21 protein-coding genes and 1 tRNA gene are annotated in these 23,941 nt (G+C 53.0%); 4 read left to right on the top strand and 18 right to left on the bottom strand.

From position 1 onward, the window contains the following. Window positions 1-44: 44 nt before the first annotated feature. A complete protein-coding gene (gene rcnR / locus OGX66_RS15380) occupies window positions 45-317 on the bottom strand; it encodes a Ni(II)/Co(II)-binding transcriptional repressor RcnR (protein ID WP_003033900.1) in 273 nt (90 codons plus the stop codon). 120 nt (window positions 318-437) lie between these two features. On the opposite strand from rcnR, the gene OGX66_RS15375 reads away from it, so the two are divergent. Then, window positions 438-1,328, top strand: coding sequence for a nickel/cobalt efflux protein RcnA (locus tag OGX66_RS15375; protein WP_003840982.1), 891 nt, complete (start codon window positions 438-440; stop codon window positions 1,326-1,328). A 44-nt stretch (window positions 1,329-1,372) separates the two neighbouring features. Here the strand turns inward: OGX66_RS15375 and OGX66_RS15370 are convergent, their stop codons facing one another. From OGX66_RS15370 to OGX66_RS15340, 7 genes are all read right to left on the bottom strand, one after another. After that, complete coding sequence (locus OGX66_RS15370; protein WP_088903089.1) at window positions 1,373-2,755, bottom strand: amidohydrolase family protein; 1,383 nt, start codon at window positions 2,753-2,755, stop codon at window positions 1,373-1,375. Between the two features lie 12 nt (window positions 2,756-2,767). After that, a complete protein-coding gene (locus OGX66_RS15365) occupies window positions 2,768-3,718 on the bottom strand; it encodes a carbamate kinase family protein (RefSeq protein WP_061549750.1) in 951 nt (316 codons plus the stop codon). Window positions 3,719-3,744: 26 nt separating this feature from the next. Then, window positions 3,745-5,295 (bottom strand): hypothetical protein, encoded by a 1,551-nt coding sequence (locus OGX66_RS15360; RefSeq protein ID WP_003840986.1) that lies wholly within the window; start codon window positions 5,293-5,295, stop codon window positions 3,745-3,747. 117 nt (window positions 5,296-5,412) lie between these two features. Further along, window positions 5,413-6,831, bottom strand: a complete 1,419-nt coding sequence (locus OGX66_RS15355) for a YlbE family protein (RefSeq protein WP_003033887.1) — start codon at window positions 6,829-6,831, stop codon at window positions 5,413-5,415. Beyond that, window positions 6,831-8,378: an acyl-CoA synthetase FdrA gene (fdrA, locus tag OGX66_RS15350; RefSeq protein WP_003033884.1), complete on the bottom strand. Its 1,548-nt coding sequence runs from the start codon at window positions 8,376-8,378 to the stop codon at window positions 6,831-6,833. The genes OGX66_RS15355 and fdrA overlap by 1 nt, the downstream gene beginning before the upstream one ends. Beyond that, on the bottom strand, window positions 8,356-9,255 hold the full coding sequence (locus OGX66_RS15345; RefSeq protein ID WP_488473205.1) for an oxamate carbamoyltransferase subunit AllH family protein: 900 nt from the start codon (window positions 9,253-9,255) through the stop codon (window positions 8,356-8,358). The genes fdrA and OGX66_RS15345 overlap by 23 nt, the downstream gene beginning before the upstream one ends. A gap of 15 nt (window positions 9,256-9,270) precedes the next feature. After that, window positions 9,271-9,876, bottom strand: a complete 606-nt coding sequence (locus tag OGX66_RS15340) for an ankyrin repeat domain-containing protein (RefSeq protein WP_003033877.1) — start codon at window positions 9,874-9,876, stop codon at window positions 9,271-9,273. A 390-nt stretch (window positions 9,877-10,266) separates the two neighbouring features. Between OGX66_RS15340 and OGX66_RS15335 the strand changes: the two genes are divergently transcribed. Beyond that, window positions 10,267-11,196: a LysR substrate-binding domain-containing protein gene (locus OGX66_RS15335; RefSeq protein ID WP_003033874.1), complete on the top strand. Its 930-nt coding sequence runs from the start codon at window positions 10,267-10,269 to the stop codon at window positions 11,194-11,196. Between the two features lie 42 nt (window positions 11,197-11,238). Here the strand turns inward: OGX66_RS15335 and OGX66_RS15330 are convergent, their stop codons facing one another. The 6 genes from OGX66_RS15330 to pgaA all read right to left on the bottom strand — a co-directional run bounded on the left by OGX66_RS15330 (window position 11,239) and on the right by pgaA (window position 18,163). After that, window positions 11,239-11,511 (bottom strand): GNAT family N-acetyltransferase, encoded by a 273-nt coding sequence (locus OGX66_RS15330; protein WP_003033869.1) that lies wholly within the window; start codon window positions 11,509-11,511, stop codon window positions 11,239-11,241. Between the two features lie 11 nt (window positions 11,512-11,522). Beyond that, window positions 11,523-11,753 carry a 4Fe-4S mono-cluster protein YjdI gene (yjdI, locus tag OGX66_RS15325; RefSeq protein ID WP_049016515.1) on the bottom strand — a complete coding sequence of 77 codons (231 nt, stop codon included), beginning with the start codon at window positions 11,751-11,753 and terminating at the stop codon, window positions 11,523-11,525. Window positions 11,754-11,835: 82 nt separating this feature from the next. Continuing rightward, window positions 11,836-12,342 carry a poly-beta-1,6-N-acetyl-D-glucosamine biosynthesis protein PgaD gene (gene pgaD, locus OGX66_RS15320; RefSeq protein WP_003033860.1) on the bottom strand — a complete coding sequence of 169 codons (507 nt, stop codon included), beginning with the start codon at window positions 12,340-12,342 and terminating at the stop codon, window positions 11,836-11,838. Continuing rightward, on the bottom strand, window positions 12,339-13,673 hold the full coding sequence (pgaC, locus tag OGX66_RS15315) for a poly-beta-1,6-N-acetyl-D-glucosamine synthase (protein ID WP_003033859.1): 1,335 nt from the start codon (window positions 13,671-13,673) through the stop codon (window positions 12,339-12,341). The genes pgaD and pgaC overlap by 4 nt, the downstream gene beginning before the upstream one ends. Next, window positions 13,670-15,691 carry a poly-beta-1,6-N-acetyl-D-glucosamine N-deacetylase PgaB gene (pgaB, locus tag OGX66_RS15310; RefSeq protein WP_270922698.1) on the bottom strand — a complete coding sequence of 674 codons (2,022 nt, stop codon included), beginning with the start codon at window positions 15,689-15,691 and terminating at the stop codon, window positions 13,670-13,672. Before pgaB ends, pgaC begins: the two co-directional genes overlap by 4 nt. Window positions 15,692-15,700: 9 nt before the next feature. Continuing rightward, window positions 15,701-18,163 (bottom strand): poly-beta-1,6 N-acetyl-D-glucosamine export porin PgaA, encoded by a 2,463-nt coding sequence (pgaA, locus tag OGX66_RS15305; RefSeq protein WP_044713448.1) that lies wholly within the window; start codon window positions 18,161-18,163, stop codon window positions 15,701-15,703. Between the two features lie 816 nt (window positions 18,164-18,979). On the opposite strand from pgaA, the gene OGX66_RS15300 reads away from it, so the two are divergent. Next, window positions 18,980-19,516, top strand: coding sequence for a GNAT family N-acetyltransferase (locus tag OGX66_RS15300; protein WP_049001048.1), 537 nt, complete (start codon window positions 18,980-18,982; stop codon window positions 19,514-19,516). Window positions 19,517-19,548: 32 nt separating this feature from the next. Here OGX66_RS15300 and OGX66_RS15295 read toward each other — a convergent pair. Then, a tRNA-Gly gene (locus OGX66_RS15295) sits at window positions 19,549-19,622 on the bottom strand. 79 nt (window positions 19,623-19,701) lie between these two features. Beyond that, window positions 19,702-20,460 carry an amidase activator ActS gene (actS, locus tag OGX66_RS15290; RefSeq protein WP_003026902.1) on the bottom strand — a complete coding sequence of 253 codons (759 nt, stop codon included), beginning with the start codon at window positions 20,458-20,460 and terminating at the stop codon, window positions 19,702-19,704. A 166-nt stretch (window positions 20,461-20,626) separates the two neighbouring features. Between actS and idi the strand changes: the two genes are divergently transcribed. Next, window positions 20,627-21,181, top strand: a complete 555-nt coding sequence (gene idi, locus OGX66_RS15285) for an isopentenyl-diphosphate Delta-isomerase (protein ID WP_088903085.1) — start codon at window positions 20,627-20,629, stop codon at window positions 21,179-21,181. A 77-nt stretch (window positions 21,182-21,258) separates the two neighbouring features. Here idi and lysS read toward each other — a convergent pair whose 3' ends face one another. Both lysS and prfB read right to left on the bottom strand, forming a co-directional pair. Beyond that, window positions 21,259-22,776, bottom strand: coding sequence for a lysine--tRNA ligase (lysS, locus tag OGX66_RS15280; protein ID WP_003026911.1), 1,518 nt, complete (start codon window positions 22,774-22,776; stop codon window positions 21,259-21,261). A 9-nt stretch (window positions 22,777-22,785) separates the two neighbouring features. After that, window positions 22,786-23,884 (bottom strand): peptide chain release factor 2 gene (prfB, locus tag OGX66_RS15275; protein ID WP_096878465.1). Its coding sequence is split into 2 segments (ribosomal slippage): window positions 22,786-23,808 and window positions 23,810-23,884, totalling 1,098 coding nucleotides; the frame shifts between segments, so codons are not numbered across the junction. Window positions 23,885-23,941: the final 57 nt, after the last annotated feature.

Below are 23,941 nucleotides of genomic sequence, written 5' to 3'. Positions count from 1 at the left end.
TCAACGGCTCATTCATTAGTGTGTGGATGAGCCGTTAAACTGGCTTATTTGATGTACGAATCCAGTACTTTCAGAATCACATCCAAATCTTCTTCGCGCTTTATTTCATCGCCCTGATGCACAATGTGCTCGGTCAGATGACCTTTAATCACTTCGCGCATTAATCCATTTACTGCCCCGCGGATCGCCGCTATTTGCTGCAATACCGCCGCGCATTCATGCGGTTCATCCAGCATGGTTTTCAACGCCGCTACCTGCCCCTGAATCTTGCTGGTTCGGGCTTTCAGCTTTTGTTTGTCGCGGATCGTATGTGACATAACTTTACCTTTTTAACGTCTGGCTGTAAGGACAATACCATCGACATTCTACTGGGGGGTAGTATTTGATACTGGGGGGGAGTAGAATCAGGCGAAATTAAACAACTAAGAATCATTCTCATGGGTGAGTTTTCTACGCTACTTCAGCAAGGCAACGCCTGGTTTTTCATTCCCAGCGCGATTCTATTAGGGGTGTTGCACGGTCTGGAACCAGGGCATTCCAAGACGATGATGGCGGCCTTTATTATTGCTATTAAGGGGACCATCAAACAGGCGGTGATGCTGGGGCTGGCAGCAACGCTGTCGCATACCGCCGTAGTATGGCTGATTGCGCTCGGTGGGATGTATATCAGCAAAGCGTTTACCGCCCAGGCCGTTGAGCCCTGGCTGCAATTTGTCTCGGCGATAATTATTCTCGGGACCGCATTCTGGATGTTCTGGCGAACCTGGCAGGGAGAGCAGAACTGGCTGGCCCAGACGCATCACGACCACGATCACGGACATCACCACCACCATGTTCATGACGACTATCACCACCATCATCATGATCACGATGACGATCATCACCATCATCATGACCACGATCATAACCATGCCGCGTTAGCAGGGCTGAGCGAGGGTTCGAAAGAGTATCAGGATGCCCACGAACGGGCGCATGCCACCGATATTCAGCGCCGCTTTGCGGGCAAAGAGGTCACCAACGGCCAAATATTACTGTTCGGTCTGACTGGCGGGCTGATCCCGTGCCCAGCTGCCATTACGGTGCTGCTGATATGCATCCAGCTCAAAGCCTTCACGCTGGGCGCCACCATGGTGCTGTGCTTCAGCCTCGGGCTGGCGCTGACACTGGTAACGGTGGGCGTGGGTGCGGCAATCAGCGTGCAGCAGGCGGCCAAGCGTTGGAGCGGATTTAACACGCTGGCACGCAAAGCGCCCTATTTTTCCAGCGTGCTCATTGCAATGGTCGGCTTATATATGGGGATTCACGGCTATATGGGGATCGTCGGTTAATATATGGGAGCGCAGCAGCGATAGCCGCTGCGCGTAGAACCAGGCTAGCTTGCGACATTCCCCCACACCAGTTGCCCTTTATGGAAGGTCGCAGTGCGTGGGGAGATTCGCGCGACCGCTTCCGCTGAGCATGAAGCATCTACCAGCACAAAGCTGGCTTCATCCTGCGCTTTCGGCCAGACGCGCTCACCTTTATCGTTAAGCGGCAGCACATCACCGGTAGCGAGAAACAGCGCCCGCGACAGGTTGAGTTCATTCGGGCGAATATAGAGCTGCGCGTACAGATTCGCCTTCTCCAGCATGTCTCCCAGGCCGTACGGCGACCAGTGGTCAATCACGCTGTCGGTCCCGGTAATCACTTCCACGCCTTTGTCGCGCAGCTGTTTTAGCGGCATGTGCATCGTGCCAATCGGCACCGTCGAGGCAATGGTAATCTGCTGCGCCGCCATGCGGGTTGCGAGTTCATCCACCTGCTGTTCGTTCAGCGTAGACAGCGCAAACGCGTGGCTGATGGTCAGTTTGCCCTTTAACTGCGGCGTTTTCTCCACCGTTTCTACCATGTAATTCACCGCCGCCACGCCCACCGGACTGGTTTCATGCAGATGGATATCCACGCCTTTGTTGTAATCGAGCGCAATCTGGAACATGGTATCGAGTGATTTTTCCATCGCCCCATCCACGCTGGTTGGGTCCAGACCGCCGACATAATGCGCTCCCGCCTGCATCGCTTCACGCATTAGCGGTTCAGATTTTGATAACAGCAGACCATGCTGTGGAAATGCCACAATTTCACAGGCAAAACCAGGCTGGCGACGCGCCAGCACCGCCTGCAGGTTCTCCAGGTTTTTCAGTCCGGAAACCGGTTCTATGTTGCAGTGACTGCGGGCAATCGAGGTGCCTTTGGATTGCAGCAGATCGATCAGCTTTTCCGCCCGCTCCTGGGTGTAAGGCTGGAGTTCAGGCAGCAGCTTTTGTTCCAGGCGGATCATATCCTGAATGGTGGTGCCCGCCGGACGGTTCAGCGAACGCCAGGGACCGCCGTAAAAGGTTTTATCCAGATGGATATGCATGTCGCGCATGGCGGGCAGCATCAGCTTTCCACCCGCATCGTAGTGCGGCAGCGTCGCATCCGGATGCTGCTTATTCTCGCGCAGCGCAACTATTTTCCCGTCCTGGATTTCAACGGTTTGCAGCGCGGTACGGGTGTGCACCACCACTGAGTTTTCGTAATCAAACCCCGCTTCCAGCAGGACGTTATCCAGGTAATAGTGCTTATCGTTAATCGTCATTGTGCTCTTCGACCCGCAGGTGTTCCCGACAGGATTAGCAGCATACGCGACCGGGGCGACTGCGCCAAACAGCGCGGCAGCAGTGACCATTTTTCCGCTCTGGCTTAAAAATTCACGGCGGCTGTTACTTTCCTTCATTCGCATTTCCTCTCAGGAATGGACAATATGGGTGCCCGTTTCGCCGCGCAGTGCGGCGGGCAGGCATTCCGGCGTGGTGATGATCACTCGTTTACCGCCACGCTCCAGAAACGCCAGGCTGGCAACAATCTTGGGTAACATGCTGCCCGGCGGGAAATGTCCCTCCTGCATGTAACGGGTCATCGTGGCGACATCCACCGTATCCAGCGCCTGCTGGTTAGGTTTGCCAAAATGAATACAGACCTGCTCGACGCCGGTGGTGATCACCAGAATGTCGGCACGGATTTCCTGTGCCAGCAACGCCGTGGAGAGATCTTTATCAATCACTGCATCCACGCTCTGGTAATCCCCCTGATCGCTACGCACCACCGGGATGCCACCACCACCCGCACCAATCACTACAAACCCCTGCTGGGTCAGCGTTTTGATCGCCTCTGCTTCAACAATACGTTTTGGTTCAGGGGAAGCCACAACCCGGCGGTAGCCACGCCCCGAATCCTCAACAAAGCGCCAGCCTGGATTGACCCGAAGCAACTCATCGCGCTGCGCTGCATTAAAAAACGCCCCGATAGGCTTGGTCGGGTTAGCAAAACCGGGATCGTTTTTGTCGACCTCCACCTGCGTGACCACCGTGACCGCCTTCTGCTCGCCGCGTCGTGCCAGACGGTTGTTCAGCGCCTGTTGGATCAAATAGCCGATGCCCCCCTGCGTATCTGCGACGCAGTTTGCCAGCGGGGTAAGCGGCAACCCTTCACGCTCGTGCGCGATTTCCGCACGTCGGAGATCCAGCCCCACCTGCGGCCCGTTACCGTGTGTCAGCACAATGTTGTAGTCCGATGCCAACATCTCCAGCACCGTATCCGCCACCGCCTTCACCGCTTCAGCCTGGTGCTCAATCGACTGGCTGGCGTTATCTTTGATAATGCTGTTGCCGCCAATGGCAACGACCACAAGTTCTTTCATAGTGTTATCTTCCGCTTACAGGCGATTCAGGTCGTTTTCGTCGGTTCCTGCTCAGGCGCAGTCACCGCTTCACGGCTATCAAGAACATGCTTGAGGACAAACATGCCGCTCATCATCAGGTAGGCCACAACAAACATCATCGAGCTGCCCTCAGCAAAGCCAACTGCCGGGGAGTGGATCACGCCAAACAGCGATAACAGTGCCCCAAAGGCTGCGGCAATCGCCCCGCGCAGCGGCTTATTCATAATGGCGAAGATAGCAACGCAGCCCCACAGCATGCTGGCCAGCGGCGCACCGCTTCCCAGATGCACCAGTCCGTCGTAATAGACACCTTTGCTGTGCAGTAAGTCGCTACCCAGTTTCCCCGCAGATGTTCCGGCGGCGCCCATCACGCTGTTAACGATGGTCAATGCCCAGTTAGCGATCCACGGGAACAGGCAGATGAAGATGACAGGAACCTCGACTTTGGGCGTTTCTCGCACCACCTGGTTGGCGGTCACCACGCCGATAAACACCAGAATCGGCACTATCGCAGTCATCGGAATAATGGCGAGCATAAACGCGCCCAGGCCAAACAGCGGTACCAGGAACATGGTGATGCCTGAAGCGAGGGTATAGCCGATGCTGGCGCCCATCGCTTTCCAGCCCGCATGCCCAACATACACGGTCACCGGGAACGGGTTGCCCAGCATGCAGCCAAGCATGGAGGCAAAGCCGTTCGCCATCATCACCTTACGGGTGTTGTACTCATCCCCCGCCGCGTGCGCACTTTCAATGTTCTCAAGGTCGAAAATGTAGTTCGCCAGACCCAGAGGAACCGCAGAAGCCAGATACGGCAGTGCATGCGGCAAACCTTGCAGGAAGCTGTCGACATGAATTTCCGGCGGGTTGAAGCCAAAGGAAGACATCGACGCTTTAATGGCCTCCGGGCTTTGTAAACCGGAGATCCACGCCAGGGCCGTACCGGCAATCAGCAGCAGCAAGCCGGTAGGAATGCGGGCAAAAATCGGCTTCTTACCGAACCAGTTAATGAAGATCAGCAACAGGACGATGAAGGAGACGGTCGGCGCTTCGAATGCCTGCAGCATCGGGTTCATCGCCAGCAGCAACAGTCCCAGGCCGGACAGACAAGAAAGCAGTACCGTACGTGGAATCATCTTGCGGATGGTCTCGCCCAGGAAGGAGCCGCCGACCAGGATCAACGCTTCGACAAAGCACCACACCAGGGCTATCTGGATAGCAAAGTTGGCATCTTTGGTTTGCTGATAAACCGGCATCAGTACCAGGAAGGTTACGGTAAAGATTGACGGTGCGCTCGGTCCGGACGGCAGCGCCGTCACGTCTTTACGCCCGGTGTGTTTTGCCATCTGCAGGCCAAACCAGGCGTAGCAGACGCTGGCCACCAGCACCGCCAGACCAAAGGCAGGCGCAATGCGACCATAGACAATTTCGGTAGGGATCCCGACGACAAAAATGAGCAGCCCCATCATTGTCAGCAGGTTAGTCAGGTTGTTGGTCATCAGCCCAAAGTAAGCTGCCCAGTCACCACGTTTCCATTCTAGTTTTATGCTGTTCATGGAATATCCTTAACAGGTTAAGCATCGTTTGCGATCGCGGAGATCGCCCAGCCCTGCAGGTAAGCAACGTTTTTCGCTTCGCTACTGTGGGGCTAACCGCGTTAGCCCCGATTGTTGTTATTGGCAGTAGCGGTCGCGCCAGTTGAGGATCGCCTTTTCAAAACAGGCGAATGGCGGGTGGACTATTCCGGCGCCGATCATGCCGATCCCCGCATCTTTGTGCGCAATTGCGGTGTTAATCACCGGCAGAATGCCGGTGCTGCCCACGCGCGTAATATCGATAGCAGTCGGTACGCCCATAAAACCCAGCAGTGGAATGGTGACGTTGGGGTTTTCGCCGAGAGTGATTTCACGCATCTGGCGAGAGAAATCAACGGCCTCTTCGACCGTACCACCCACCAGTGCCACGATGGCCGGTGCCGTCGCCATGGCGAAACCGCCAATGCCGTAGGTTTCGGTGATCGCGCTATCGCCAATATCACGTCCGGAATCTTCCGGCTTGTAGCCTGCAAACATCGGGCCAATCACCTGCTGCGCCGGACCGGTAAACCACTGACCCGGTAAGCCGCTGATGCGCAGACCGAACTCAACGCCGTTTCGCGCCATCGTCGTCACCACGGTGCTGTATTCAATGCCGTGGGCGGCGTCCATTGCGGCTTTACACATCGCCATCCAGGTCGGTCCGGAGAAGTAATCGCTGCTGAGGACGAACTCGAACACCTCACGCTGCTGCTCAACGGGATAGCCGGTCTGAATAATCCACGGCGTCAGCGCCTGAATCAGCAGCGCCGTCCCGGCGTTATTGCGGTTATGACACTCATCGCCCATGTGCAGCGCCTGCGCCAGCATCAGGCGCAAGTCTATTTCTCCCGCCAGCTTCATGGCGTCGCGCAGCATCGGTCCCAGCACATCACGCATCCAGTTCAGACGATCAATAACGCTCTGATCGTTCGCGCCCATACGCAGGATCTTCGCCATCTGCTCGCTCATATTGGTATATGCGCGGTTGCCGTAGGTTTTGTTCTCAACGATGTGCATAAACATCGACGCTGACGTCACACCCGCCATCGAGCCAACGCAGTCATGCTCGTGACATGGTGAGAAGATAATTTCACCCGAGGCGGCCAGTTCGGCAGCTTCATCCAGATCTTTCGCCAGTCCTTCAAACACCAGCGCCCCGGTTACCGCGCCCTTCATTGCACCGCACATTTTTTCCCAGCGGATCGGCGGCCCGGCGTGCAGGATGGTGTTGCGGGTCATCCCCGGCACGACATTGATTGCCTGGTCATAGCCAATCAGCACCGGATGCGACTGAATAATACGTTCCAGCGCCTGCTGGTTAGCGGCAGCGATTTTGTCTGCCAGCGGCGAATCGGCAATCTCGTCCAGTGCAGCAACCACCTGCATGTTGCCCTGGCCCGGCGGCGTCCAGTCGAGCTGGGTCACGGGAACGTTCTGCTTTTTCAGGTCATCGCTGAACATCGCGATACCGACATTAATCACATTCAGCGGCTGGTTAAACAGTGTCTGGCTCATCAGGCTTCCTCCCCTTTACAGATAAATTCACGCGCCAGCAATCCGGTGTTGGTGCTACTGCTCGCCCAGATAACGCCCGCATCAGTCAGCATCTGACATTGTTTTTCCAGCGACGGCGTATCAAGATCGGTTCCCAGCACATAGCCGAGAATCTCAAGCGGACGACCGTCTGCGGCGGCGATCGCTTTGGCTTCAACGATCGCGTCGAGCATCACGCCAACCGGATCTTCATGCGATCCAAAACCAAGGACGAAGTCCATCACGATCACGCCGACTTCAGGATCGCGCGCTTCCTGCAACAGACGACTAATGCGGTTGGTGGGATCGATCATCGGATGCGGTTTACCGTTGGTAAAATCGTCATCACCGAAATCGAGGAAGGTATGCGCCACGCTGCGGTTGAGATCTTGCAGGCGGAACGCCGGATCCGGATGAATGTTGCTGTAAACTTCGGCATGTTTTTCCATGGCAGCAAACATCGCCTCATCGCACAACGTGCCACCGCAGAACAAGCCACGGATGTACTTTTGTTGCGGGGTCAGACGGGCGCGAACCTCTTCAATCAGCGGCCAGTTGAGCGGATGCAGATCCAGGCTCTCTTTTTTCACGCCGGTCAGCAGTACCGCTTTCAACGCCGCCTCTTTAGTACCGCGGGCAAACTGTAGACCTTTTTCATCCGCAGGCGCGGCTTCACGTCCGAGGAAACACACCACCACGGGCTTATGACAGGCGCGCGCACGTTCCAGCACCTTGCGCGCCACCGCTGGCGCAGGAGGTTTGGAGATAAGCGCGATGATCTCAGTTTGCGGATCGGCCTCCAGCATGCCAATCGCGTCAAGCATCATCAGGCCGCCAATCTTCTCACTCAGATCGCGTCCACCGGTACCAATCAGTTGAGAAATTCCGCCGCCAAACTCGTGAATGCGTACGCTCAGCTCCTGGCTACCGGTACCGGACGCACCAATAATTCCGATGTTGCCGCGACGCACTGCGTTGCCAAAACACAGCGCCGCGCCGTTAATGATGGCGGTTCCGCAGTCTGGCCCCATCATCAACAGTCCTTTTTCGTGCGCCAGTTGCTTAAGCGTCAGCTCGTCTTCAAGAGAGACGTTGTCAGAGAACAACATCACGTTGAGGTTATTTTGCAGCGCCTGACGCGCTTCACGCGCGGCAAACAGGCCATTGACCGAGATCACCGCCAGGTTGCTGTCGGGAACGTGCTTCTTCGCGCTGGCGAGCGTGGCATAGCGCGCTTCGTGCTGGCCACCCTGCTCTTTATGCGTAAACAGATCGTCAATCGCCACCAGCGTTTGCGCGTTTGCTTCGTCGCTCGCACCTTTAATGACAATCATCAGATCGCCACTCTTCGCCTCTTCCAGCTCAGGCGTGAGCAGGCCGAGATTCTTCAGCACGCCCTTATTCATTTCTGTCGCCATAGCCACGAACGCCTGCTCAACACCATCGAGCTTATTTGCGCGCGTGGAGATAGACATCAGTGAGACAGAATCAAAATACGTGTTCTTTTTAACAACTATCCTGATCGACATAATTCCCTCCGGACCTGTGGCTCAGGGCGCAGGCATCTGCCATGCCATACAGCATGTCGCAGCCAGAACTTGAGCCAATATTTTTAATGTCAGTAATATATTGTGTAGAAACGGGTTGTTGCTCAGTAATAATATGGTTGAGCAGCCGTCCAATGCTTTCCCGATAACGCTGATGAAAAGCTTCCTCTAACGTTATTTTGCTGAGTAGCGTCGTATTATTTCCGGCATATTGTAAAGCTGCTAAAAAATCTTCACGATATTTCCTCAGCGGATGTCCGGGAATAAATAGAATAGTGCTTAGGCCCACTAAATAATCATCCGATGAGGGCGTCAGACCAATCCCCAGACCAATTAAATGGCTGACCGCTGTAGAGATATTTTCTCCTGTACGCAACGCCGTCAGTAATGTTTGTCGGCGGTTGTGTAATTGACGGGTGATTTCCTGAAAAAACGGATTGTCACCCTGATACAGAAATAATGTGTCGTCGCTTCTTAGCTGTTGGCGGATAACCTCTTCCCAATGCTGCCAGCCGACTGCGGCAAGACTTGCTGCATCAGATGTCCACCGTGGTATTCGCCACAGCAGGCAACCGGCGGTTTCTATCCATTTATCATTGCCAACAACTATTCCCGACCCGCTAAAATTGACCAGCTCACCGGGATGAAACAGGTCTTCACAATGCGTCAGCGCCAGCCGACAGCTGTTAGGTGCGTTATCACAATCTTCACTCAGTAACGTCAGCAACCGCTGCTGTTCAGGTATCAACAGGTTTACCGCGTGGGAAAAAACCTGTTCAACCCGCCCCGTTCCCCGGAAAGTGAGAAACGCGCTGTCTGCGGTTAGCGCCCGTACGCATCGCCGTGATGGCGTAGCGATAATGGCGCTCCTGTGTCAGGCTCCGGCCGCAATCAGCAGCTCGGCAATTTCGTGGTACCCTTTCTCTCGCGCCAGTTCCAGCGGGGTTTTACCGTATTTATCCGTCATGTGCGGATTTGCGCCATGGTCGAGCAGCAGCTTAACGATCTCCTGCTGCTTCGCGCCACCGTCATTAAGTACGATGGCTTCCAGGAGCGGCGTCCAGCCAACAAAATTAGTATGGTTGACATTGATATCGGTACGCAGCAGCAGCTCACGCACGATCTCAACATGGCCTTTTTCGCTGGCTGGCGTAATACCGACACCGCCAAAACGGCTCAGACAATTAAGGTCGGGGTTAGCCGGTAATACCGTACGCAACAGCGTTAAATCATTCGTCAGGCAGCTAATCAGGAAGGGGTTAAAACAAGTTTGATCTTGTTTATTAATATCGGCACCCTCAGCAATCAATAAAGAAACACAGTCATAATGTTTATTCAGGCTGGCAATAATAATGGCAGTACGCCCCTGGCGGTTAGTGGCATTAATATCCACATTTTTTGCCAGACAGGATTTTAATCCATCGGCATTGCCCTGTTCTGCCGCCAGCAGAAATTCAGTAATGAGTTCTTTCTCTGACATAATCGCTCTCCTGCAGTTTTTTAGACTTTTTAAATATCCGATAACCTGAGAATAGCAACAGAGTGCGGAGAATAACATCCGCTTAAATTTCATTCATCGTAAGCGCATCGATTATTGAATCAATTTTAACAATGAGAACAAAACGTGCTGTAGTGCAATCTTTCCCTTATGACTGGGGCCCTTTTAGCCACTAATCAGTAGTCCGGTGAATCAGGCGGTATGCTGCACGGATAGCGGCCTGCAATTAAAATACAGAAGTGTGATTGCCTTCAAATCAAATGTAAAACTAGTGTTAAATTTTGTTCAAAACTGATTGCTCTGTATAAGGATTACAAATACATTCAACAATCATCGTGTTGCGGATGCGCATTGTCGCCGGAGGGGAGAAAGATGAATTCAATATTTACCGAGGAAAACCTACTGGCGTTTACGATGGCTGCCCGCTACAGCAGCTTTAGCAAGGCGGCTGAAGAGCTTGGCTTAACCACATCGGCAATTAGTTACACCATTAAGCGCATGGAAATGGGTCTCGACGTGGTGCTGTTTACCCGCAGTACTCGCAGCATTGAACTGACCGAGTCCGGGCGCTACCTGTTTCGCAAGGCGACCGACCTGCTCAACGATTTCCACGCAATCAAGCGCAGCATTGATACCATCGCTCAGGGCATTGAAGCCCGGGTACGCATCTGCATTAACCAGCTTTTGTATACCCCTCAACATACAGCGCGGCTGCTGCAGGTACTCAAGAAACAGTTTCCAACCTGCCAGATAACCGTCACCACCGAGGTGTATAACGGCGTCTGGGATTCGATCATCAACAACCTGGCTAATATCGCCATTGGCGCACCCGATACGTTACTGGACGGCGGCGGAATTGATTACACCGAGATCGGCGCGATCCGTTGGTCGTTTGCGATTGCCCCGGATCATCCCCTCGCCTTTATGCCGGAACCCATTTCTGAGAGCCAGTTACGCCTGTACCCGAACATCATGGTGGAAGACACCGCACACACCATCAACAAGAAGGTCGGCTGGCTGTTACACGGACAGGAGTCGATTCTGGTTCCCGATTTTAATACCAAGTGCCAGTGCCAGATCCTGGGTGAAGGCATCGGTTTTCTGCCGGACTACATGGTGCGCGAGGCGATGGAAAAGTCGTTGCTGGTGACGCGGCAGATCCACAACCCGCGTCAGGATTCACGAATGCTGTTGGCCACCCAGCATTCGGCAACCGGTCGTGTAACTCAGTGGATTAAAAAAGAGTTTGGGCCACAAGGGATACTGACGGGGATTTATCAGGATCTGCTGCATCGGGAGTGATGAACCGGATGGCTGTTATACCTTCCGGTACACATAAGATGATCAGGCGCGGATATCGTCGTACTCGCGGGTTTTATCAAATTCATGTTTGGCAAACGGGCACAGCGGAATAACTTTGCGGTTTTCAGCGCGCATCTTCTCTACCACTTTCGCCACCAGCTGTTTGCCGACGCCCTGACCTTTCAGGCTGGGGTCGACATCGGTATGTTCAATGATGCTCAGATGCTCGCCCGTCGGCACAAATACTATCTCGGCAACCTGGTTGCCCTCAGCATCATTGACATAAAACTTGTTGTGACCTGCAAGAATTTCCATGGTCCCCTCACTCATTTCTGGCGATATTTCAGCGCACCGCTCGGACAGGTATCGATGACCTTGATGACCGTCTCGACATTCACTTCATCCGGAATGATCCACGGTTTACGTTTCAGGTTAAACAGTTTCGCGCTTCCCCGCACGCAATTGCCCGAATGCTGACATATCGCCGTGTTGAAATAGACGTCAATCTTCTCGCCGGTATAGGCCCGGTAACCTGCATCCAGTAGTTCCTTATCCACGACATTGCCTCACATTTTTTTATTGTCTGGGTCTAATCATAGACCTATGCGAGGCTGAAGGAAGCTGCTGAAAGCAGAAATATCACTCGGGCCTGTTCTGCAACGACGGCTGCTGCTCTGGTGGCAAATACTCCAGCATCGCAGGCGTTGGCGGCGGGAGGCGGTTATCGGCAATATCCCTGTCCACATCGATATGACTGATTTCGCCATTCTCATGATGGTGGACCGTCAGCACCCTCGCCTTGTTCAGTTCCGTAACCAGCTCCCGGGTAATACGCAAACTTTCTGCCAGCTCATGGTCTTCCAGCCCGGGTCTGCGACTGCGGCGTTCCACCCGAAAACGAAACTGGTTGTACTTAGCCCAGCCAATTAGCACCAGGCCGTTGACCAGGGCGACAAGGATATAAAACGTGACCGTATCCAGCGTGGTGAAAAAGGGTCGCACCCCCATATACGGTGAATGCGCCAGGGCCGTGATCAACCCTTTATAGATCAGGTATAAGAAACCAACCCAGGCGATGAGCGTCAACAACACATCGATAATGCGAGGCAGCAGACGCCGCTCCGTAAAGATCAGTGGCTGATTCACGATTCGATCCTCCCAATTCCACGGTCAGGACTCACCCAACGCGCTCTGCCGCGTTTGCGTTTGAGCATCACTTTCGGGAACGCGACCAGCGTGGTGAACAGGCTTAGCATCCAGTACACCACCGGGAACCAGATAATCCAGAACAACGAGGCGCCAATGCCTTTTTCATAACGTCGTTCAATCATCAGGCTCACCGCAAACTGCAGCAAGCACACCACGCCGAGGATAAGTCCGGTAAAGGCTGGCGGGAACAGATGCTGCACATACAGCGAGTCCGGCATCGGGATCATCAGCCCTAACAGGAACAGCACGATACTGATCGCATAGGCAAACGACCAGGCGGTAGAAAAACAAAACTCAAGAAACAGCGGCCACATGCGGCGGAACTCCCACGACCACAGACGACGCATGTTAACGATAAACACCTCTGCACCACCCTGCGCCCAGCGCAAACGCTGTTTCCACAGCCCTTTTAACGTTTCAGGCATCAGGATCCAACACAGTGCGCGCGGCTCAAAGAATACCGACCAGTGGCGCAATTGCAGCTTCCAACTGATATCGATATCTTCAGTGATCATGTCCGGGCTCCAGTAACCGACCTCGGCCAGCGCGCGACGACGAAACGCCGCAACTACGCCTGAAACGGTAAAGATCTGCCCATAGACTCGTTGAGTACGCTTAATTAAGCCGATAATGGAAGAGAACTCACCGACCTGCACACGGCCGATTAACGTAGAGCGGGTTCGAATACGCGGGTTCCCCGTCACCGCACCAACGCGCGGGAACTGGATCAGCGGAGCCACAATATAGGCAACGGCATCACGATCCAGTAACGCATCGCCATCAATGCACACCAGGTAATCGCTGCGCGCCGCGGCCGCGCCGGTCTTCAACGCCAGCGCTTTACCCTGGTTTTCAGCTAAATGAATCACCCGCAGGCTGGGGTATTCCACTGCCAGTTGTTCCAGCACGTCGTGAGTGTCATCCGTTGAACCATCGTTGATGGCAATCACTTCGATATTCTTATATCGCTGTGCCAGTGCGGCCTCAATGGTTTCACGCGCGTTGATCCCTTCGTTAAAACAGGGGATCAGAATGGAAACCAGTGGATTCCCCGGCAGGGTCGGTGGTGGCGTGTCATCTCCCCATTTCCAGTGACGTTCACGGTAAAACCAGAAATAGACTCCGCCGCTTATCCACAAAGCAGACATGAACAAAGGCCAGAAGAAGACGAAGTTCAACATCACTTCACCTGTAAAGATGACAGCCACGCCAAACGGCAGGCTGAACATCAGGCAAAGTATCAGGAAAGCAATAATGCGATCGGTCATTTTTGCGGATACCAGTATGAGGAGAACGTCGAGCGAATCTCTGACATCTCAGGTTTGTCGCTGATGAAATCATCCGGGTAATAGCCGTAGTTACCTGCACCGCTTAATTTCAGCTGGCGCATCCATTCGGCTATTTGTTTTCCGCTGATTTCAGCCTGATCCCCGGATTTACGCCAGTCTCGTGCCTGCAGTTCAAACACGGTTTTATCCAGCGCTCCAGGGTTTTGTGCAACGGCATTCACCAGTCGGTCAAGCCATGCGTTGGCATCATTGGCCGGGATCTGTTCCATGAATGGCATCGCCATCGGCGCCGTCCAGTCATAGGTATTGAGGAAATCATTCAGGTTTTGTGCAAACCAGGCTTCACTTTCAGGCTCCAGTACCGGCATGGCGTAAATATTGCGCGCAGTTTGCACCTGTGGACCGCGAATATTACGCACAGACTGGGTCAGCTGTTTGGTGAAGTCGATCAGCATCTTACTTTTCAGGCGCGTCCAGCGCTCGAACGCCTGAGGATTATTACGTATTTGCTCGATACTGCCCGGAAGCCCTGCGGCACGGTAGGCGGCTAACGCCTCCGGTGACGCATCTTCAAAGTCCGTCAGGAAAGCATCGTCATGAAACAAAATACCTTTGAAGCTGGCGTGTTTCGCCAGGTCTTCATAGATTTCAGTGATGCGCTGACGCGCTTCGCTGCTCCAGGGTGAAAGGCGGACATAGTTCTCGTGATTGATAGCAGTACGTCCCGTTTTCGGATCCCATGCGGTTACGCGTGGAATAGACGCGTCGAGATCGAAAGCCAGAACCGGCATCCAGGCATATACCGTCACCCCTGCCCGCGTTTGTAGTTGCCAGGAGATATAGTTAAAGAGATCGGCACGCATCGGCAGCCAGCGGTTGGGGAAATAGACCTCACGAATATTCCCGTCGCCTTTAGGGTCGGCATACGCCTGCAGGAAGACATGAGAAATACGCATGTCATAAACGCGCTGGATCAACTTATCGATATTTCGCTTCTGCTGAGCAGGGTTCTTGTCATACACGTAATCCAGATCGACATGCATCACGCGCATTGTCTGTGGCTCACGGACCTGAGCGACCTGACTGGCAAAGCGCTTAAGGGATGGGTTATCAGAGATCAGCACGCGCGGAATATCATCGAGAAACGCGGCATTCGCCAACCCTTCATTAAGCGTAAAGGCCATCTTATAGCCATGCTCTTTGGCCAGGTTTAACGTCGTGCCGTTGGCTGCGCCGTACGGCCATACCCACGCGCGCGGCGATTTCCCGGTCACCGATTTGATCTTGTTAGTGATCAGAGAAATATCCGTGTTTATACGTCGCGTGTACTGTTCGTCCGTTTCGTAAGTGCCGGTTTTCTTATCATACAGGCGGTTCGCTACAGCTGGCTCTTTACTCCCCTGTGGATTGGCCTCAGCGCCAAAGTGCGAGTTCCAGGTGTGCGCACCGACTTCCACCAACGGCGATTTCCCCATTTCTTCGACCATTTTCCAGGTCGCGAATTTATCTCGCGCTGTCATTAAGCCGCCAAAATCGACTTTTTTGTTGGCTGGCGCATCAACCCAACTGCCTACTGGCGCCCAGAGAGCAGGCCAGTTGTAGGCTTTCAGCAATGGCCAGACGCGGGTATAAAAACTGCTATACCCGTCATCAAAGGTGAGTAATACCGCTTTTTCCGGCAGTACAATTTTACCGTCATGGGCATCCAGAATTTGCTGCACGCTGATCGGCTGATAGCCATTATCACGCAGCCAGGCCATTTGATCGCTCAACGCGCTGGTACGCACAGAGAGGTAACGCTGGTCGGCAGCACCATCTTCAACATCGTGATAACCCAGTACCAGGAAACTATTTTTCGGCCACTGATGATCCGCCGTCAGCGGTGTTCTCTCCCCAGGAGGAACATAGCGAGGCGTTGTATTGTGCGCGCTGCTGCACGCGGTAATCATCAACCAGCCAGCGATTAATGCGCTAAGCCACAGGCATCTTTTCAGCATGAACAATCCTTAAAACCTGACATTTAAATCGAAAGCGAGGGAGATATTCCGCTCACGTTTACCGTCATAGGGGCGTTTATCCCAAATCAGCATCACCCCGCCATCTACGACGTTGTTCCATTTAAGCCGTTGTCCGTATCCTACCTGGACGATAGCGCCTGCATCTTCACCTTGCTGCCAGTAGCCACCTACGCCTGCCAGACCTTGTTGCGTCCAGACGGTATCATAGTGGCGGTAAAGAACCTGCTCTGCGCTCAGGCCAGGGACAACCGAAAAATCACTCTTCGGGTTGTAATACGGCACATTCTCTTTGGTGTTGGTGCTCCCGCCAATGCCCGGCGTAAAGTCCAGCGTGAAGCGAGGCGTGGTCCAGATGCGCTCTTTTCCGCTGAGTCCGTATTCGATGCGATCGTTACCGTCTGAGAAATGTGATGCAGCAAACGACAGTTGATATTCACGTCGTTCGTTTTGATACCAGCGAACGAACATATCTCCACCGTTGGCATACACGCCGCTACGCAGCGCGCGCAACGGGGTATTGCGAGAGAGGCGCTCAGCCGAACCACCAACGCGCCAGTTGTCATTGAAGTCATGCCAGCCGGATAGACGCCCACCAATCTTCTGACCATCGCCATAATTTCGGCCAGACACTTCCATTTCCGCCCAGTAATCGCGGGAAGTCCATTCTGCACCCGCCGCCAGATCGCGGCTGATGCCCTTCCCTTCCTCAAATTCACCAGTCGCAAAGTTGAATCCAGTAAACAGTCGCCAGTTGTCATTAATCGGCGGACTGTAAATAGCCGTGTTGATGTTGAAGTCATTCTTACCGCTGACCGGGCTATCGGACGAGATCCCCTGCGTGCCGCTAATGCGCACTTCCGACATTTTGTGGACATCACGAATACGCGCGAGGCGCAGCGTCGCTTCATCATCCGGGCTACGGGCAATAACGTCATCCGTCAGTTCATCGGCCTGCTTCCATTCCTGGAGATCCAGCGCAACGTAAGCCTGCTGACGCTCCAGCTCCAGGTTGCTTGGCTCAATCACTTCCGCCAGCTTAAGCTCTTTCTCCGCCGCATGCGGCAATCCACGCGCTTCAAGCACAGAGGCATAGGAAATGCGCAGTCCCTGGTTACCGGAGCCTGTTCGTGCCAGATGCTCTGCGAGCTTTTCTGCCTCTGGCAGTTCATTGGCAGCGATATGATATTGCGTCAGCAGCGACTGTCCGAGCAGCCAGTTATCGTTAGGCTGCGGCGTTGGAGAGCCATAGATACGCCGCAGATACGGACTCTCTTTGATCAAATCATCGACTTGTTTTTTGGCTGCATCGAAGTTTTCATTATCAATGTGTGCATAGAACAGATCTTGTTGATCCTCTGGACTGAGCGGCGTCACCGGGATAGGCCCATTTGGGTAGTAGATGCTCGCCAACATCGCTTCGGTTTTTTCCGGCTGACGCTCGCTTAACCATGCTGATGCCACCCAACGTTTTGCGTAGTTTGGTACTTCGCCGCTTGCGGAAAGGGACTCATATTCCTCGATCACTTCAGCAGTACGCTTACGCACCAACAGGGCACCCATACGGTCTATTCTCGCCCGGCGGACATCATTCTGCGCAGACGGCTCATCTTTCCAGGCCGCCAACAACTGGTCATAACGGGCCAGCGCTTTATCTGCTACGATAAAACGTTCTTCTTCATTACGTGCGGACGTATAAGAGGATCGGACCATTTCAGCCGCCGCATCAAGCTCAAGGCGACGCTTCACCGGATCTGCCGTGGGTACGACTTCCGCCATATTTAAGGCTGGTCCGGAAACACGGTTCGCTGACAGCGCAGACAGCAGCGTGGATTTTGCATTTTTGTTGCCAGGATCGACGTCATCCGCCTGGCTGGCAACCAACAGCGCGTCCCAGTTTTTCCCCTGAGAGTGATAGACATAGGCAAGTAGCGCATCGGAATCAGCCCCCGGATGCGCCTGAGCCCATTTATTCGCTTCGGTAAGGGCTTGCTGATTGTAGCGCGCATCTGCCAGCGTCATTATCCAGCCGGTGCGTACATCCACGTTATCAGGTTCTTCCTGTAAAACGCGTTCCCACACCGCCAATGAATCATTCCAGTTTTTCTGGTTACGATACGCACGCGCTGCGGCGACTTTTCCCCGTGCAGGTACATCCATCTGCCCACGATACCGCTGCCAGATTTCAATTGTTGTTTTATCGTTGTTCTCAACCCAACTGGAAACTTGCAGCCAGTCGGCAACCTGGTTTGGCGTTAGCGCACTTTTCTTTCCCTGATCCTCAAGGTAGCGCAATAGCGGCGCACTATTCCCCCCCCGCGCTTCAATAACCAAAGCATCATAATCAGATACCGCAGCAGAGATTTGCATAGGGAAAAGAATGCTGGCCGTAAATAAACAGCTTACGGACTTAAAACGTTTAATGAAGTTGGCATGTCGACGCATACTGAACATATCTGCCCTTATATCTTACATCAGAGTAAAAATAAGCGTTTTCAATAAGTTAAGGTCAATCCCTGACGATTGCCGACCATGTAAGATGCACTGCCGCTTATTTCGTAATAGGGTTATAAAGCAATTAATTCTTTCGTCTTATTGACTACCCGCACCGCGTCCTCTAATCGTTGAGCAGGAGGCATAAACTCGGGAATTTTATCACTCCATGTAGTTCATGGCTACGTAATAAGAAAAGTCTTAGTCAAAAAAGTATTTTAGACTAAATAATCCTAATACTCTTGGGATTGAATTCTGGATTTAAACAAAGTTTGCCCGGTGACATCATGTGACGATGCTTACTATTGCTGGTTAGCATAGCTACACCGCGCAACTGTTTGCATGGTAACTATTTTGAGAGGTGAATAGAGAAAAGTCTGATAATAGGCTCTCTGCTAACAACAAAATATAACTTAATTTTTAGGGCTCAAACAGGGCCAATGAAATGAAAATAAGGGTACAGGCGCAAGAAGAATTAGATACAGAAACAACACATTGAAATCAAATAACTTTCTTCATCATTTTTCGAAACCTACCATAATTGGTATTTGGATACACGCTCGAAGACGTGCACAAATAATTGTGTATTACTCTACGCGTTAATGTATTTACCAACCTTGCGTATTATTGACAACATCAACCACAATCAATTATTTCCCCTTACAATATGAAAGCCTATTAGCATTGCAAGCAACTGATCGAAGCATAATTTTTTGCACTTACCTTCCCCTCAGTCTTTCAGGTAATCTGGGCAAAGACGCCAATGGGAGCCGGTCAATGAAAATCGTTAACGCAGAAGAAAAGCACATCCCCGCCATACGCGATATCTATGCACATCATGTTCTTCACGGTACCGGCAGCTTTGAAACCGAGCCGCCGGATGCTCACCAGATGTTTGCTCGTCTGGAAAAAATCCGCAACCTCGGGCTGCCGTGGGTCGTCGCGCTACAGGAAGATAAGGTCATCGGGTATTGCTACCTCACCCGCTATCGCGAGCGTTATGCCTACCGCTATACCCTTGAGGATTCGATTTATATTGCTCCAACGGCTCAGCGTCAGGGTGTAGGAAAAGCTTTACTGCGTCATGTGATCGGCTGGGCTGAAGCACAGGGCTATCGGCAACTGATTGCCATCGTCGGCGACAGCAATAATCAGGGATCGTTAAAAGTCCATCAGCAGGCCGGATTTACGGAAATCGGCACACTGAAAAACATTGGCTTCAAACATGGACTATGGCTCGACACGGTATTGCTACAACGTAATCTGGGTGAAGGTAACAGCACACTGCCACCGGATTTCGGTGTCGCTATTTAACATTTATAAAGAATAACTACAGGAGAGAGTTTTGGAGCGGGCGAAGGGAATCGAACCCTCGTATAGAGCTTGGGAAGCTCTCGTTCTACCATTGAACTACGCCCGCATTGAAGTGCGTAAGGGATTATAAACCTTACGCTCTTCTTGGCAAGGGACTAACAGACTGACTGGCGATTAATTCACCGTCAGCATTTTGGCTTACTCCCCTGCGGCGGTAAATAACGCAGCGGATCGATAGCCGTTGCCCGGTAGCGGATTTGGAAATGCAGGCGCACCGTCGTCGCATCCGAGCTGCCCATCGTCGCTATCTTCTGCCCGGCCTTCACGTTTTGACCGTTGTTCACCAGCATGGTGTCATTATGCGCATACGCAGTGATGTAGTCCTCACTGTGCTTAATCATGATGAGATTACCGTAGCCCCGCAGCTGATTACCGACATAAACCACCTTCCCTGCTCCGGCCGCATAAATCGGCGTACCGCGCGCAGCCGAGATATCGATGCCCTTATTGCCGCCGTCCGCCGTAGAATAAGGCAGAATCACCTTACCGCTGGCAGGCCACTGCCAGCAACGTTGCCCTACTGGTGGCCAGGACGACTGCGGCACAGAAGAAGATGGTCTGACCGCCGCCGTTTTGGTTGAGGATTTCTTGGTTGTTTTGCCAGATCCAGAACTGGTTTTCGCGCCGCCGCTGACCTTCAGCTTTTGCCCCACTTCAATGGTATAGGGCGGTGAAATATTATTCAGGCGAGCGATCTCTTTCACACTGGTACCGGTGGCGCGCGAAATACGGTATAGCGTATCTCCCCGCTTCACGGTATACACGGAGCCGGAATAACTTCCTGTATCAGACGACTTGCTCCCGGAACAGCCCGCTAACAGCAGACCGACACACAGCAGCATCACGATACCCAGGCCATTTTTCTTCAGGCGTCCTGCACTCAAAACAATACCTCGCAACATTTTCAGACGCTTTATCATAGCAGCCAGAAACCGGATGCCAAATCATATCGCGCAACGAACCGGCGGCTCTGGCATTTCACACCCTCTGTTAATCACTCTGACTTAATTAAGCATATAATGTGAGTGCTTAAGATTGATGGTGGACGCTATGCGACAGGAACATGTCATTTTATTGAATGAGCAGGACCAACCCTGCGGAACGCTGGAAAAGTATGCGGCGCATACCGCCACAACACCCCTGCACTCCGCTTTCTCGTGCTGGATATTTAACGAGCAGGGCCAACTGCTGGTCACCCGCCGCTCGCTGCACAAAAAAGCCTGGCCAGGTGTCTGGACCAACTCTGTCTGCGGTCACCCGCAGTTGAGTGAAACCAACGAAGCTGCTATTGTCCGCCGGGCTCGCTTCGAACTGGGTGCAGATATCAACTTGCTCACCCCCGTATACGCTGATTTTCGTTATCGCGCCACGGACCCGAGTGGAATAGTTGAAAACGAAGTATGTCCGGTTTATGCCGCACATATCGTCAGTGAGCTACAGCTAAACCCAGATGAAGTGATGGATTGCCAGTGGAGCAATCTTGAGGATGTCTTAAGCGGGATTGACGCGACGCCGTGGGCTTTCAGTCCGTGGATGGTAATGCAGGTTGCAAACAAAGAAGCGCGTGCGCTGTTGCAGAATTACTGCCAACAAATTATTGCCTGATGGCGCTACGTTTATCTGGCCTACATTACGAATCGTAGGCCGGATAAGGCGTCAGCCGCCATCCGGCATTTCACATCTTACTTAACCGGGCGCATCGCCGGGAACAGGATCACGTCGCGGATGGTGTGGCTGTTGGTGAACAGCATAACCATACGGTCGATACCGATGCCCAGACCCGCAGTCGGCGGCAGACCGTGTTCCAGAGCGGTAACGTAGTCTTCGTCGTAGAACATCGCTTCGTCATCACCCGCATCTTTGGCGTTAACCTGATCCTGGAAACGCTGCGCCTGATCTTCGGCATCGTTCAGCTCGCTGAAGCCGTTACCGATCTCACGTCCGCCGATGAAGAATTCGAAGCGATCGGTGATTTCCGGGTTTTCGTCATTACGACGCGCCAGCGGAGAAACTTCTGCCGGATACTCGGTAATGAAGGTTGGTTGAATCAGGTGCGCTTCTGCAACTTCTTCAAAGATCTCGGTCACAATACGGCCCAGACCCCAGCTCTTCTCAACTTTGATGCCGATAGATTCAGCAATCGCTTTTGCAGAATCGAAGTTATCCAGATCGGCCATGTTGGTTTCCGGACGGTATTTCTGAATCGCTTCGCGCATGGTCAGTTTTTCAAACGGCTTACCAAAGTCGAAGACTTCTTCACCGTAAGGCACTTCAGTCGTTCCCAGAACGTTCTGCGCCAACGTACGGAACAGAGATTCAGTCAGTTCGATGAGATCTTTGTAGTCCGCATAAGCCATGTAGAGTTCCATCATGGTGAACTCTGGGTTATGGCGAACAGAGATGCCTTCGTTACGGAAGTTACGGTTAATTTCGAATACGCGTTCGAAGCCGCCAACCACCAGACGCTTGAGGTAAAGTTCCGGCGCGATACGCAGGTACATGTCCAGATCCAGCGCGTTATGATGGGTGATAAACGGACGCGCTGCCGCACCGCCTGGGATCACCTGCATCATCGGGGTTTCGACTTCCATAAAGCCGCGAGCAACCATGAACTGACGGATGCCAGCCATAATCTGTGAACGCACTTTAAAGGTATTGCGGGATTCATCGTTAGAGATGAGATCCAGGTAACGTTGACGATAGCGTGCTTCCTGATCCTGCAGACCGTGGAATTTGTCCGGCAGCGGGCGCAGCGCTTTGGTCAGCAGACGCAGTTCGGTGCAGTGGATAGACAGCTCACCGGTCTTGGTCTTGAACAACTTACCTTTCGCGCCGAGGATATCGCCCAGATCCCATTTTTTGAACTGCTCGTTGTAGACGCCTTCCGGCAGGTCATCGCGAGCAACGTACAGCTGAATACGGCCGCCAACGTCCTGCAGCGTAACGAATGATGCTTTACCCATAATACGACGGGTCATCATACGGCCAGCAACGGATACCTCAATGTTCAGCGCTTCCAGCTCTTCGTTTTCTTTCGCGTCGAAGTCAGCATGCAGTTGGTCTGAGGTATGATCGCGACGGAAATCGTTCGGGAACGGGATCCCCTGCTCACGCAGGCTCGCCAGCTTCTCACGGCGCGTTTTCAGTTCATTGTTAAGGTCGGCTACCGCGTCAGCGCCCTGTACGTGTTGTTCAGACATGTTGGTTCCTCATAACCCTGCTTTCAAACTTGCTTCGATAAATTGATCCAGGCTGCCATCCAGCACCGCCTGCGTGTTACGGGTTTCAACCCCGGTACGCAGATCTTTGATGCGGGAGTCATCAAGGACATAAGAACGAATCTGGCTACCCCAGCCGATATCTGACTTGGTGTCTTCCATCGCCTGTTTCTCGGCATTCTTCTTCTGCATTTCCAGTTCATAAAGCTTCGCTTTCATCTGCTTCATGGCCTGGTCTTTGTTCTTGTGCTGGGAACGGTCGTTCTGACACTGCGTCACAATCCCGGTCGGGATGTGGGTAATACGCACCGCAGATTCCGTACGGTTAACGTGCTGACCGCCTGCACCGGAGGCACGGTAAACGTCGATACGCAGGTCCGCCGGGTTGATATCGATATCAATATCATCGTCAACTTCCGGATAAACAAACGCCGAACTGAACGACGTATGGCGACGTCCGCCGGAGTCGAACGGACTCTTACGTACCAGACGGTGTACGCCGGTTTCAGTACGCAGCCAACCGTACGCATATTCACCAGCAATTCTGATGGTCACGGATTTAATACCCGCGACTTCACCTTCAGACTCTTCAATGATTTCAGTCTTAAAGCCGCGCGCTTCAGCCCAACGCAGATACATGCGCATCAGCATGCTTGCCCAGTCCTGCGCTTCCGTACCGCCAGAACCTGCCTGAATATCGAGATAGCAATCCGCGCTGTCATATTCACCGGAGAACATACGACGGAATTCCAGCTGGGCCAGCTTATCTTCCAGCGTATCGAGTTCTGCTACGGCTTCGTTAAAGGTTTCTTCGTCGTCGGCTTCTACAGCCAGTTCCAGCAGGCCGGAGACATCTTCCAGGCCCTGGCTCATCTGATCGAGCGTATCAACGATGGCCTCAAGGGAGGAACGCTCTTTGCCCAGCGCCTGAGCGCGTTCGGGTTCGTTCCACACGTCCGGCTGTTCCAGCTCGGCGTTTACTTCTTCCAGACGCTCTTTCTTGGCATCATAGTCAAAGATACCCCCTAAGAACGTCAGAGCGCTCCGTGAGGTCCTGAATGCGGTTATTTACCGGATTAATTTCAAACATTGTCTGATTTCTTTTATTGGACTAGTCAAAATGCGGTGATAAGAGCGGGATTGTAAC

It is taken from the genome of Citrobacter sp. Cf072 (assembly GCF_030334485.1).
GTDB lineage: Bacteria > Pseudomonadota > Gammaproteobacteria > Enterobacterales > Enterobacteriaceae > Citrobacter > Citrobacter freundii.
This window is presented reverse-complemented; position numbering and strand designations above follow the sequence as displayed.